We start from the raw sequence: 12,550 nt of genomic DNA on the forward strand, positions 1-12,550 counted from the left end.
TTGCCTCTTGCCCCCGCCGCCGGCTTTCGCGAACGCATTCGCGTCCTGCTGGCGGCCGACCGTATCGTGCGGTGGCGTCAGGGCGACTGCCAAACGCTCCGCGTTGCCGCGCCCACCGGTACGGGCCGGCCGGATTGGGCCGCCGCGGTGGCAACGCTCGCCACCGCACTCGCCGCCGACGGTGAAACGGCCAGTGCGGCAAGCCCAGCGCCAGACGCCGCCCTGCAACACACGCCGGACGAGTCAGCCGGCAACGAAGCGAGCGCCGCCCTGACGCGCCTCGCATCGCTGCCCAGTGCACCGGCGCGCTGGCTGAAGCACTGGCAGGCGCCGCGCCTGGAGATCGTCGTCGCCGAGCACTTCGCGCGCTGGCTGGTTCTCCCCTGGCAGGCAGAAATCAGCACGCCCGCCGAAAGCGAGGCCTTCGCCCGTCATCGCTTGCGCGAGATTTATGGCGAAGCCGCACGTGGGTGGAGCATCGTCTGCGCCGAGCGCCCCCCCGGCGAAGGCACACCGGTCTGCGCCATCGACAGCGCGCTGATCGAGGCACTGCATGCACTCGCCCGTGCGCGTGGCTACGCCCTCGAATGCGTGCATCCGCTCTTCGGCGCCGCCGCCGATCACTGGCGCGCCGCCCTGCCGCGCGGCCTCGTCGGGTTCGCCGTCGCCGAAGGCGACGTACTGCAGCTCGGACTACTCCACGACCGGCGCTGGCACGCCATCCAGCGGGCCAGCCTCGCCGCCGACGACGATCCCGGCGCTGCTTTGGCGGGCCTCTTCGTGCGCACGGCGCTGGCCGCTGGATTCGCCGCCGATTTCGGCAGCGAATCCACGCAAGGGACTACGCCGGGGGCGGCGCAACGGGGGACGACGCAGGCGGCGCCCCGCCTCTTCGTTTGCGGAAATGCCGCCGCCCGCTGCATGGCGGCCTTCCCGGCGGAGCGCTGCCGTCTGCTTGGCAGCGCGCTGCCCTGGCTCGCGGGAGTTGCTGGAGTTACGGGACTTTCGGCAGCATCGCCCACGCCACGTCAACGCAGCGCAGGCGAGGTCGTGTGAGCGCGCTGGCCATCGATTTTGCAGCGCAGCGGACGCGCGCACCGAGCCTCATCGGCTTCGCCCTGCTGCTGGCGGGCGCAGTGTGTGTCGCCGTCGTCAGTCTCGACATCGACGACAGCGAAGCAGAACTGGCGGACGCCACCGCGCATCTGCGCCGTCTCTCACGCCTGCACGCGGCCGACGCGCCACGCCCGAATGCCGCCACAGGCAAAGGCATGCCGCCGACGACTGCCGCGGTCGCCAAGGTACTGCCGCGCCTCGCCGCGCCGTGGCCGGCCTTGCTCGGCGAACTGGAAAGCAGCGCCGAACTGCCGGCCGCCCTTATCGGCGTCGAGATCGATGCCCGCACGCGCGCCCTGCGCCTGACAGGCGAAGCCAAAACAGTCGACGACATGCTCGCCCTCGTCGAGCGTCTGCGCGCCAGCCCGCAGCTTGCCGAGGTCTATCTGCAAAACCATGAACCGCGGAGCATCGGCGCGACGACGGTCATCGACTTCACGATGCAGGCGCAATGGCGGGAAACGCCGCCATGAGTGCCACGACGATGCAGGAGCCTGCGGCACGCGATAGCGCCGCTCAAAACATCGGCGCCCGTACGCTTGCCGCTGCGCCCGCGCGGCCAGCGCCAGGCCGCGCGATGATCGTCGCGCACCTGCGCTACCTGCTGCGCCGAGCCGGCTGGCCGGCGCTTGCCGGCCTTGCCCTGCTGGCAACGGCGTTGGCGATGTACACCCTGCTGCTGGAAACGACGCGCGCGCAGGTCGACGAGACGCGCGCCGCCATCGCCAAGGCTCGTCAGGCGCCGCAGGGCGCTACGCGTGACGCTGGCAGCGATGCCGACACCCTGCTGGCCGCCTTGCCGACCCGCGCCGCCCTCGAAGGCGTGATCGCCGCCATCCACCAGGCGGCGGCGCGCGACGGGCTGCTCACCGCCACCGCCGAATATCGCGTGCGCAAGGAAGGCGAACTTATCCGCTACGAAATCGCGCTGCCGGTCAAAACCACCTGGCAACCCTTGCGCCACTGGCTCGCCGAGCTTATCGAATCATCGCCCGCGCTGGCCATCGACGAACTCAGCCTGCGCCGCGACAGCGCCGAAAACGCGCCGCTCGACGGGCGCGTGCAGTTCACCGTCTTCCTGCGCGCCGACGCCCTCAAGGAATCAGCCAATGCCGACGCCAGCGGCGAGGCCGAGCGTCCGGCGCTGCCCGCCCGCCACGACCCGCTGCGCGCCGAAGAGCAAGGCGACGAAGCGCCACACCTCTTCGCCGCCCGCTCCTGGCAGCCGCCCCCGCCCCCGCCGCCTCCCCCCGCCAAACCGGTCGCGCCGCCGCTGCCCTTCAAGTACGCCGGTCGTCTGCAAGACGAGAGCGGCCTGCGGATTTTCCTCAGCCAGGGCAACACCACCTCGCTCGTCAAGGAAGGCGACCACCTTGGCAACTACGAAGTCGTGCGCCTCACCGCGTCCTCGGTCGTCCTGCTCTACCGCCCGCTGCAAGAGAAACAAACCCTGATTTTTGGAGGTGACGAGTGATCACGCTGCTCCCGCCGGGACGACGCTGGCAAGGCGCCGCGCTCGCGGCCCTCGCCGTGCTGGCGTTTGGCGTACTCGCCGGTTGCGCCGGTAATCCGGCCATCGAAGCCAGCCGCAAGTTGCTCGCCGCCGGCGACACCGACGCGGCCATCGAACGGCTGGCCGACGCCACGCGCCAATCGCCCGACGACACCGAGCTGCGCGCCATCTACCACCGGCAACGCGAACTGGCGGCCTCGCGCCTGCTCGCCGCCGCCGACAGCGCGCGCGCCACCGACCGCAACAGCGAAGCCGAAGCGATCTACCGCCGCGTGCAGCGCATCGACCCGGCCAACCCCCGTGCGGCAGCGGGCCTCGCCCAGATTGACGCCGACACGCGCCGTGCCGCGCTCGTCAAAGAAGGCGAAGCCGCGCTGGCCAAAAACAACGCGACGCTGGCCGAACGCAACGCCCGCACCGTCCTCGCCGAAGTGCCGGGCCACGCCGCCGCGCGCGCGCTCATGCAGGCGATACAGGAGGAGAAAGCGCAAGCCGAGGCACGCGCACTAACGCCCAAGGGGCCGCCGCCCAAACCGATCTCGATGGAATTCCGCGACGTCCAGATCAAGACCGTTTTCGAGGTACTGGCGCGCTCCTCCGGGCTCAACTTCGTCTTCGACAAGGACGTCCGCTCCGACACCAAGGTGACGATCTTCATCCGCAACAGCAACGTCGACGAAATCGTCCGCCTGATCCTTGCCACGCAGCAACTCGACAGCAAGCCGCTGAACGACAACTCGCTGCTCATCTATCCGAAGACGGCCGCCAAAGCCAAGGAACATCAGGAGATGGTCGTGCGCAGCTTCTTTCTCGCCAACGCCGAAGCCAAGCAGGCGCAGATGATGCTGAAGAACGTGCTGAAGGTGAAAGACATCTTCATCGACGAAAAACTCGGCCTGCTCGTCGTCAAGGACACCGCCGAAGTCGTCAAACTCGCGGAACACCTGATCGCCTCGCTCGATCTCGCCGAACCGGAAGTCATGCTCGACCTCGAAGTGCTCGAAATCAGCCGCAACCAGCTCTACGAACTGGGCATCAGCTTCCCCGACCAGATTGGTTACGGACGTATTACGCCCGATGTCTCCAACAAGGTCACCGATACCAACGGCGTCACCATCAGCCAACAAACCACATTTGGCGGCGCGCTGGCGCCCGGCTACATCGACCTGCGCAGCCGTAGCGGCCTGACCACCTTCACCGCCAACCCCGGACTGCTGCTCAACCTCAAATCGAACGGTGGCGACAACAACCTGCTCGCCAATCCGCGCATCCGCGTCAAGAACCGCGACAAGGCGAAAATCCACATCGGCGACAAACTGCCGGTCTTCACCACCACCGCTACGGCCAATGTCGGCGTCGCCGCCTCGGTCTCCTACCTCGACGTTGGCCTCAAGCTCGACGTCGAGCCCATCGTGCATATGCAGGATGAAGTGGAGATGAAGGTCGGCCTCGAAGTCAGCAGTGTCGTCAAAGAGATCGTCGGCCCCAGCAACTCCACCGCCTATCAGATCGGCACGCGTAGCGCGACGACCACGCTGCGCCTGAAAAACGGCGAAACGCAGATCCTCGCCGGCCTCATCAGCAATGAAGAACGCAACAGCGCCAACAAGCTGCCGGGGCTTGGCGACATTCCGATCTTCGGCCGCCTCTTCGCCAGCAACAAGGACAGCAGCAGCAAGACCGAAATCGTCCTGCTCATCACGCCGCGCATCGTGCGCAGCCTGACGCCGCCGCAAGTGAGCGAACCGGCGCGGGCAGCCGGCACCGAAATCAGCGTGGGCGCACCGGCCCTGCGCCTGAGCCCGACCGCGCCGCGCAGTCTGAGCATGCCCGCCCGCAGCGGCGCCGCGCCGGTCGCTACCGGCGGTGAACGGCCCGCAACGCCCATGCTGCCCGACGCCCCCACGCCGAGCGAAACGCCCGAGGCCGCCCCGCCCCCCACCAATGCCAGCGATGGTCGCAACGACAGCAACGCGCAAACGGGCAGCGCCCCACCCGCCGCAGCGCCAGAAACAACGCCAGCATCGCCCTCAGCACCGGCGGGCGGCGAAGCCGCCGTTTTCAGCGTCGCGCCGCCGGGCGTCGAAAACACCTCGGAGCTGCGCCCGTGACCGCTCGCCGACGCGCGCGTGGTTTCACCCTGATAGAACTGGCGGTGACGGTCGCCATCGTCGGCCTGCTGGCGACGATGGCGCTGCCGCTCGCCGAAACGACGATCCAGCGCAGCAAGGAAGCCGAACTGCGTAGCGCCCTGCGGCAGATTCGCGAAGGCATCGACGCCTACAAGCGCGCGGGTGAGGAGGGGCGTATCCGCCTGCGCGCCGACGCCTCCGGTTACCCGCCCCGCCTGGACGACCTGGTCGACGGCGTCGCCGACATTCGCCGGCCTGATCTCGCCAAGATCTACTTCCTGCGCCGCCTGCCGCGCGACCCCTTCAACACCGATCCCTCGCTCTCCGCCAGCGCAACCTGGGGCCAGCGCAGCTACGCCAGCCCGCCCGATTCGCCCGCCACCGGCGACGATGTGTTCGACGTCTACTCCCTCGCCGAAGGCGTCGGCCTTAACGGCATTCCCTACCGCCAATGGTGAGCCGGCCACTACCCTGCCGCCGGCGGGGCTTCACCCTGATCGAACTGATGGTGGTCATGGCCATCATCGCCGTCCTGCTCACCATTGCCGCACCGAGCTATTTCCGGCATCTGGAGCGGGCGCGCGAAGCCAGCCTGCAACAGACGCTGGCCGTCGTCCGCGACGCCATCGACAAATTCCACGGCGATACCGGCGCCTACCCGGAGACGCTCGCCGACCTCGCCAGCCGGCGCTATCTGCGCGCCGTGCCGGTCGACCCGATCACCGACAGCGCCGAGACCTGGCTCCTCATCCCGCCGCCGCCCGCCAACGGCGCCGGTCGGGTCTGGGATATCAAGAGCGGCGCCGAGGGCACCAGCACGCGCGGTACGCCGTATGCCGACTGGTAAGCTCAGCGGACGCTGCCCGGGGTGGATACCCCCGCAGGCGCCCATCAGCCCCGCAAGCGCCCCCGCGATCGCGCGCCCCCTCTCACCGACGACCGCGCTCCCTCTCACGCGCAAACTCACGCGCAAAAGCAGACAAAAGGGCTACACCTACCTGCTGCTGCTCTTCGCCGTCGCCGGGCTTGGCATCATCAGCGCCGGCGTCGCTGAAAACTGGAGCACGCTGACGCAGCGCGAACGCGAGCGCGAGCTGCTCTTTGTCGGCAACCAGTATCGCGAGGCGCTGCGCCGCTACGCCGAAGCCAGCCCAGCCGCCAGTTCGCCCTACCCGGCGACTCTCGCCGAGCTGCTGCACGACCCACGCTTTCCCGACACGCGCCGGCACCTTCGTCAGCTCTATCCCGACCCGCTCACTGGCCGGCACGACTGGGTTCTCATGCGGCAGGAGGGACGCATCACCGGCCTCTACAGCCCGGTCGAGCGCACGCCCCTCAAGCAGGACGGCTTCGCCACGCGCGACCGTGAATTCGCCGGCGCCAAAAGCTACCGCGACTGGAAGTTTTACGTCACGGGCAGCGGCGCCATGCCGCTCCCCGCGCAGCCCGCTGGGCGGGTAGGTGAGCTGGCGGGAGGGTTGGCAACGGAGTCGGCAACTGAGTGGGCAAATCAGCCGGCGAATGCGCAGGCAACTCCACGGGCCAGCAATTCGGCAGACGATGCCAATGTCAATAGTCCGAACGAGGCCGTACAGGCACAGCCCGTTTTCGCCGCTCCGTAACATCCCGTTACTACGCTTAACGCTTACCTTACCCGATTCATCAGGGGGTTCCCGATGCCGTATCCAGCGCGTACCTGAGTTGACGCACGCATGTCTGCCGTTCATCCACTCGAATATCTGATCATCCTGACCGACCGTGAGCGCGAATATCTCGTTCGCGCCATCGAGTCGGCCATCCACGTGCGCAAGCGCCACCAGTTTTTCCTCTGGGCACAGGGGCAATTCCGGGGCGTGCTGCAACACGAAATCCTCGTCTGCGTGCGTCTTGACGACAACCAGCAGGTGCAACAACTCGAATGCCTGCACGGCACGGTACTCAAGGACGAAAGCTACGACCGTCTGTGCAACCCGCTCAGCGGTGTTGCCGTCACGCTGGCGCGCCATTGCAGCCTGACCAACCCGCTGATCCTTGCCTCGAGCGGGGCGCTCACCCCCGAACACGCCGAACTGCGCGCCCTGCTCACACAGAGCGGCCTGCGCAATGCGCTGGCTTGCTCGACCGACCGCATTCTCGGTGGCAACTCGGTGTACATCCTCTTTGACCTCGTCGAAGAACCCAGCCAACGGCACGCGCATCTGCTCGAACTGCTGCTGCCGCACCTGCAAATGGCGATGATGCGCCTCGCCGAATCCGCCAACGCCGAACCGGGCATGGCGTTCAACGGCGCGACCCGCCTCGTCACCGGACGCGAAGTCGAAATCCTGCGCCTCCTGCAACAAGGCAAGAGCAACCACGAAATCGGCACGGTCCTTGGCATCAGTCCGCTGACCGTGAAAAACCACGTACAAAAAATCTACCGCAAGCTCAATGTGCAAAACCGCGCCCACGCCGTCTCGCGCGGTATTTCCCTGCGCTTGCTCGATTCTGGCGCCGGCTGAAAGCATGCCCGCGCAACTCTCCTGGGGCCGGCGCACATGGCGCGCAACGGCGGGCATACACGCTCCCCGCCCAGCGCAAAAGCCGCGCCTGCCCCGCCTCTTCCGGCTGCCGCAGTGGCTCGCCGCCCTCCTCCTCAGCGGCGTAGGCGCGCTCGCCTCCAGCGCCAGCGTGGGCGCGGCGGAGTTGGCTCCCGAGTTTGACTGGCTGCTGCCGGCCAATGCCTCCCCGGAACGCCCTCTGCGTCACGGGGCGGCGACGCCCCCCGTCTTTCGCGCCGCACTGGCACTCACGGACAGCGTCGACAGCGAAACACCCGCCGAAACGCAAGCACTCCTCGACGCCATTCGCACCGGCGACACCGGCCAACTGAAAGCCCTGCTGAAAGCGGGCGCCCCGGTCAATCTCGCCGATACGCGCGGCGAACGCGCGCTCGCACTGGCGAGCCGCGCCGGCCGGCTGGAGATGGTGCGCCAGCTGCTCGACCAAGGCGCCAACCCCGACCTGCGGGGCAGCGACGGCATGGCGCCGCTCTCCAGCGCCGCCCTCGCCGGCAACGTCGCCGTCGCCCGCCTGCTGCTCAAGGCGGGCGCGGATGTCGACCGACGCGGCGCGCACGGCAACACACCACTGCACGATGCGATACGACTCAACCGCATCGCGATCGTCGAAGCACTCCTGCCCTACCGCCCGAACCTCGAATGTCAGGACCGTGACGGCCTGCACGCGCTGGCCCTCGCCGCGCGTGAGGGGCGCGGCGAAATCCTCGCCGCGCTGCTCGCCCATGGCGCTGCCGTCGACCTCCCCGACCGCGACGGCCGTCCCGCGCTGTTCTGGGCCATCTACACGCGGCAGCGGCAAAGTACCGACCTCCTGCTCGCCGGCGGCGCCAACCCCGGCGCCATGTCGACCGACTTCTGAGTCGCCGCTCCCGCCAGCCCTCGCCCCACTCGTTGCTCTCGCTTTCCGCGCACTCGCAACCACGCCACATCGCCTCACGCAGCAACGGTGACGACGATGGCATGGCCCGTTCGCCGCGCCGCTAGTGCAAAGCGACTACGAAATGCTCCTGACCGCAACGCAAAGGACGTAAAGCCCGCCCGCCAGAGTGCGCGGCAAGGTCGGTGGCATATGCCGCCGGCCGGTTTTCCCCCTCATCCCATCAGGAGAATCAGACATGAATTTCAAACTCAAGATGATCGCCGCCGCCGCGGCAATGGTCGTCGCCGGCGGCGCCAGCGCTGCGCCGATCAACAACGGCGCCAACGGCAACGGCGACCTTTTCTTCAATATCTGGGACAGAACCGGTTCCTACACGCGCAACCTCGGCATCGACCTCAACAGCTTCGAGACGCTCGTCGCCACGGGTAAAACCAATCTCGTCTTCGGCGCCGATACGCTGCTGACGAGCTTCCTCGGCACGCATACGGGTGCGCTGAACTGGAACGTGCTGGCCACCGACAAACAAGGGGCCGTGCGTGTTCTCGAGACCGCACAAGCGGCAGCAAAACTGACAAACAAGGACTCGAATATCGTCGTAACTGCTGCTGGACAAACCACCGCCTTGGTGACGGGAATCAACTCGAAACTCGCCGCTAGCAACTCGGCCATCTACGGCACCGCCGACACCGGCTACATCAACAGAGCGACCAGCGGTTCAAATGTCGGTATCAGCGTCATCAACAACAACATCGGTTGGACGACCGCAGCGCTCGGCACGCTGAACAACAACAGCTTCGCCAACGGACTGCTGCTCAAGGAAGCGCTCGGCAACGCGACCGGTATTACGGCAATCCAGATCGCAACCCTGGGGGGCGGCGACACGCGCGCCTGGTTCAAGGATGGAACGCTGACCATCGCCGCTGCGGTTCCCGAACCCGAGTCGTACGCGATGCTGCTCGCCGGTCTCGGCATGCTCGGCTTCATGGCGCGTCGCCGCCTCAGCAACCGCGCCTGATCTCCCGAACCCTCACGACACTCCCCGGCGCCGCCGGGGAGACAAACAAGGAGCGAACCCATGAAAATGAACAAACTCGCTGCGCTTTGCGCGCTCGCCTGCGCCGGTCTCGCCGTCAATGCCTCGGCCGCCGGACTGTCGACCGCGCAAAAAGCCGTCCTCGACGACGCCAACAGCAACGGCCGCGTCATCTACGTCGCCGGCGCTTCGGCGGTGCAGAAGGGCTTCGGCGGCATCGTCGCCAAGCTCTTCGTCCCCGGCACCGTCACCTGGTACGGCAGCGCGCAGGACACCACCGGCTCCGACTACTTCGCGGTCGCCGGCCAGCTCGCCGCTGACGCCGGCAGCTGGGCCGGCCAGAACGCGATCTTCATCGAGCGCGTCGTCGGCGGCTCGGTCTATGGCGTCAATTCGGTCGCCCGTGCCGAGTCGATCGACACGCTGCAAGTCACTTCGAGCGATTGCGGCACTGCCGGAACCGGCGTCGACGCGAAGACCGCCTTCACCTGCACCGTCGGTGCCAAGAATGCGATTCCCGACGCCGGCATCTCCGACGTCGCTCCGGCGTTCTTCCAGAGTCTCTACAACACCGAGGGCGAAACTGCGGCCGATGCACTCGACCCGGTGACCGAACTGCCGCGGCTTACTTCGACCGCGATCTACGGTCTGGCTTTCGGCCCGGCGGTGACGACCACTGTCCCGACCACGGTCAAGTTCACCAAGGCCAACATCGCCGCAATCCTCGCTGGCAACGTCGGCACCTGGGACAAGGTGGCGGCCGGCCTTTCCGGCGACATCGTCGTCTGCCGGCGCACGCCGGGTTCGGGGACGCAGGCGGTGTTCAACGCCTACTTCGGCAACTACCCGTGCACCGGAAACGTCAACGCGCCGGCCGACCGCTACGCTTCGACCGCGTGGAGCGACAGCGATCGGACCTTCACGGTGAGCCCGGGAACCGGCGGTCTGGTCGTCGTCGAGAACGCGTCGTCGGGCGACGTCAAGAACTGCCTCAACGCTGCGGTGAACGGTCCGGGCGCCTACGATGCGACGAAAGGCGCCTACGCCAACGACTATGTCACCAGGGATCGCAACGGCAAGCCGGTGAAGGTGCACTTCACCGCCGCCGGCAACAAGGCGATCGGCGTGCTGTCGATGGACAGCCTCAACGGTTCGACGACGACGAGCAAGTGGACCTTCCGCAACCTCGACGGCGCCGGCCAGATCACCTGGACCGGCAACGCCGCCGACCTGCCGGTCGTCACCGGCAGCGGCAAGAACGCGACGGTCAGCGCCGACGGCACCAGTGGCAACTACATCGACGGCACCTGGGACCTGCAGGCCTGGGAGTCCTTCAACATCCCGGCGCGCACGACCGGCCCCAAGCTCGAAGTGCTCAACAAGTTCCTGACGCTGGCGCAGGACCCGGCGGTGCATGCCGCGGTTCCGGCGCTCAAGTACGTCACCGCCGGCATCCCGGGCAACGGCTACACGGGCGCGCGCGTCCTGCAAGCTGCATACCTGAACGGCGACCAGTGCGCGCCGTACAACAAGCAGTAACAGTCCCCACAGCACCGCTGTAACGAAGCCGTAGCAGCCGCGGCCCATGGGCAACCATGGGCCGCGCCGCATGGTTCTTTTGGATCAAAAAACGTCCGCACGGACTACGTTTGGCGAATGTCGGCCAACGGGGGCAGTAACCGTCGATCGCCATAATCCATTCGCCATGCAACGACTCTCTCCTCCCCTGTTTTTGCTGCCCGCATTCATCGTCTGCGGAGCGACGCTTGCCTCGATCAACTCGGCGGCAGGCTTCGAACTTCTCGAGTTCTCGGTCGAAGGAAACAGCGTGCTGCCCGACATCGAGATCGAGCGCGCGGTGTATCCCTCCCTCGGGCCGGGCAAAACGCTGGCCGATATCGAAAAAGCGCGCGCCGCACTCGAAGCCGCCTATCAGGACGCCGGCTACCTGTCGGTATCGGTCGTCGTGCCCGAGCAATCGATTGACGAAGGACAGGTCCGTCTGCTCGTCGTCGATGGCCGCGTCGACGCACTCAAGGTCAGCGGCAACCGCTTCACCTCGCGTAGCGAATTGCGCAGCGAAGTGCCCGAACTCGCCCCCGGTACCGTTCCCCATTTTCCGACCATGCAGGCACAACTGGCGCAGGCGGGTCGCTCCCCCGATCGCCGCGTGACCCCGTTGCTGCGTCCTGGCAGCCGCCCCGGCACGATGGAAGTCGAACTCGCCGTCGAAGACGATCTGCCGCTGCACGGCAACATCGAAGTGAACAACCGGCAAAGCCCCGACACCTCGGGCCGACGCATCGAAGCCGGCGTGCACTACGACAACCTCTTCCAGCGCCAGCACAGCGCCGGTTTCAACTACGTGCTGACGCCGGAAAACCCCGATCAGGTCAACGTGCTATCGGCCTTTTACAGCGCCCCCATCGGCGGCGGACGCTCGCTCTCGGCCTTCGTGCAGCACTCCAACAGCAACATCGCGACCGCGGGCGACAGCTCGGTCATCGGCAAGGGCACGACGCTCGGCGCGCGGCTCTCGCTGACGCTGCCGAACCCGCCCGGCACGAGCGGCCTCTTCCACTCGCTATCGCTCGGCATCGACTATAAAGACCTGCAGGAAACGCAGAACATCCTCGGCGCCGACCAGAAAGTCTCGCCGCTGCGCTACTCGCCGCTGATGGCGCAATACACGCTGAACAGCCTGGGCGACGCGGGCGAATTCCTCGCCAATATCGGTCTCGCGGTCAATCTGAATACCTCGACGCAGCGCATCAACTGTCAGGGCTACGACACCGACCAGTTTGCCTGCCGCCGCTACGGCGCACGCCCCGGCTTTTCGGTCCTGCGCGGCGACCTTGGCTACACGCATCGCCTGTTCGGCTGGGAGTGGTCGGCCCGCGCCGATTTCCAGGCCAGCGCGCAGCCGCTGGTCTCGGGAGAACAGATTCTCGCCGGCGGCATGGACAGCGTGCGCGGCTACTACGAAGGCGAGGCCGCCGGCGACCGCGGCTGGCGCCTTCGCTCCGAACTGAAAACGCCCTCGCTCGCCGACATCGGCAACACCCGACTGCGCGCCGCCGGCTTCCTCGAAGGCGCCAAGCTCTCGCTCAACGACCCGCTGCCCGGACAAACCGCCGAGTTTTCGCTCGCCAGCGCCGGCATCGGCCTGCGCCTGAAAGGCGACAAGGCCGGCCCGCTCGTCGCCCTCGATCTGGCGCAGGCGCTGAAAGCCGGGCCGCGCACAGCGCGCGGCGACAAGCGCCTGCACGTGCGCATCGGCTACGAATTCTGAGGCGGCCGATGCCTTTACCTGCG

At 67.2% G+C, this 12,550-nt stretch carries 12 protein-coding genes; all 12 read left to right on the plus strand.

The genetic code is table 11. The annotated features are described in order from the left end of the window. The 12 genes from GHK24_RS04275 (at nt 1) to GHK24_RS04330 (ending at nt 12,527) form a co-directional block, all read left to right on the plus strand. The gene (locus tag GHK24_RS04275) at nt 1–1,056 is read left to right on the plus strand and encodes a hypothetical protein (protein ID WP_153469535.1); all 1,056 of its coding nucleotides are present in this window, start codon (nt 1–3) and stop codon (nt 1,054–1,056) included. Continuing rightward, entirely contained in the window at nt 1,053–1,589 is a 537-nt protein-coding gene (locus GHK24_RS04280) for a PilN domain-containing protein (RefSeq protein ID WP_153469540.1), read from the plus strand. Before GHK24_RS04275 ends, GHK24_RS04280 begins: the two co-directional genes overlap by 4 nt. After that, complete coding sequence (locus GHK24_RS04285; RefSeq protein WP_194286370.1) at nt 1,586–2,590, plus strand: GspMb/PilO family protein; 1,005 nt, start codon at nt 1,586–1,588, stop codon at nt 2,588–2,590. Before GHK24_RS04280 ends, GHK24_RS04285 begins: the two co-directional genes overlap by 4 nt. Next, nucleotides 2,587–4,740, plus strand: a complete 2,154-nt coding sequence (locus tag GHK24_RS04290) for a secretin and TonB N-terminal domain-containing protein (protein WP_340666097.1) — start codon at nt 2,587–2,589, stop codon at nt 4,738–4,740. Before GHK24_RS04285 ends, GHK24_RS04290 begins: the two co-directional genes overlap by 4 nt. Beyond that, on the plus strand, nt 4,737–5,219 hold the full coding sequence (locus tag GHK24_RS04295) for a type II secretion system protein (protein WP_340666098.1): 483 nt from the start codon (nt 4,737–4,739) through the stop codon (nt 5,217–5,219). The genes GHK24_RS04290 and GHK24_RS04295 overlap by 4 nt, the downstream gene beginning before the upstream one ends. Next, a complete protein-coding gene (locus GHK24_RS04300; RefSeq protein ID WP_153469545.1) occupies nt 5,213–5,608 on the plus strand; it encodes a type II secretion system protein in 396 nt (131 codons plus the stop codon). Before GHK24_RS04295 ends, GHK24_RS04300 begins: the two co-directional genes overlap by 7 nt. Next, nucleotides 5,595–6,383 carry a type II secretion system protein gene (locus GHK24_RS13490; RefSeq protein ID WP_194286371.1) on the plus strand — a complete coding sequence of 263 codons (789 nt, stop codon included), beginning with the start codon at nt 5,595–5,597 and terminating at the stop codon, nt 6,381–6,383. Before GHK24_RS04300 ends, GHK24_RS13490 begins: the two co-directional genes overlap by 14 nt. Before the next feature lie 90 nt (nt 6,384–6,473). Further along, complete coding sequence (epsA, locus tag GHK24_RS04310; protein ID WP_153469548.1) at nt 6,474–7,262, plus strand: XrtB/PEP-CTERM-associated transcriptional regulator EpsA; 789 nt, start codon at nt 6,474–6,476, stop codon at nt 7,260–7,262. Between the two features lie 4 nt (nt 7,263–7,266). Next, entirely contained in the window at nt 7,267–8,181 is a 915-nt protein-coding gene (locus GHK24_RS04315) for an ankyrin repeat domain-containing protein (RefSeq protein ID WP_194286372.1), read from the plus strand. A gap of 256 nt (nt 8,182–8,437) precedes the next feature. Beyond that, nucleotides 8,438–9,217 (plus strand): PEP-CTERM sorting domain-containing protein, encoded by a 780-nt coding sequence (locus GHK24_RS04320; RefSeq protein ID WP_153469553.1) that lies wholly within the window; start codon nt 8,438–8,440, stop codon nt 9,215–9,217. 60 nt (nt 9,218–9,277) lie between these two features. Further along, nucleotides 9,278–10,774, plus strand: a complete 1,497-nt coding sequence (locus GHK24_RS04325) for a substrate-binding domain-containing protein (protein WP_153469555.1) — start codon at nt 9,278–9,280, stop codon at nt 10,772–10,774. 166 nt (nt 10,775–10,940) lie between these two features. Next, nucleotides 10,941–12,527, plus strand: a complete 1,587-nt coding sequence (locus GHK24_RS04330; protein ID WP_167681203.1) for a ShlB/FhaC/HecB family hemolysin secretion/activation protein — start codon at nt 10,941–10,943, stop codon at nt 12,525–12,527. Nucleotides 12,528–12,550 lie beyond the last annotated feature (23 nt).

Origin of the sequence: Rhodocyclus gracilis (assembly GCF_009617575.1) — a bacterium.
In the GTDB taxonomy this organism is placed as follows: Bacteria; Pseudomonadota; Gammaproteobacteria; order Burkholderiales; family Rhodocyclaceae; genus Rhodocyclus; species Rhodocyclus gracilis.

Bases quoted from the DNA above. Each gene is read 5' to 3' on its own strand.
- GHK24_RS04285 (WP_194286370.1), top strand. From the start codon at position 1,586: ATGAGTGCCACGACGATGCAGGAGCCTGCGGCACGCGATAGCGCCGCT.
- GHK24_RS04300 (WP_153469545.1), top strand. From the start codon at position 5,213: ATGGTGAGCCGGCCACTACCCTGCCGCCGGCGGGGCTTCACCCTGATC.
- GHK24_RS13490 (WP_194286371.1), top strand. From the start codon at position 5,595: ATGCCGACTGGTAAGCTCAGCGGACGCTGCCCGGGGTGGATACCCCCG.
- epsA (WP_153469548.1), top strand. From the start codon at position 6,474: ATGTCTGCCGTTCATCCACTCGAATATCTGATCATCCTGACCGACCGT.
- GHK24_RS04315 (WP_194286372.1), top strand. From the start codon at position 7,267: ATGCCCGCGCAACTCTCCTGGGGCCGGCGCACATGGCGCGCAACGGCG.
- GHK24_RS04320 (WP_153469553.1), top strand. From the start codon at position 8,438: ATGAATTTCAAACTCAAGATGATCGCCGCCGCCGCGGCAATGGTCGTC.
- GHK24_RS04325 (WP_153469555.1), top strand. From the start codon at position 9,278: ATGAAAATGAACAAACTCGCTGCGCTTTGCGCGCTCGCCTGCGCCGGT.
- GHK24_RS04330 (WP_167681203.1), top strand. From the start codon at position 10,941: ATGCAACGACTCTCTCCTCCCCTGTTTTTGCTGCCCGCATTCATCGTC.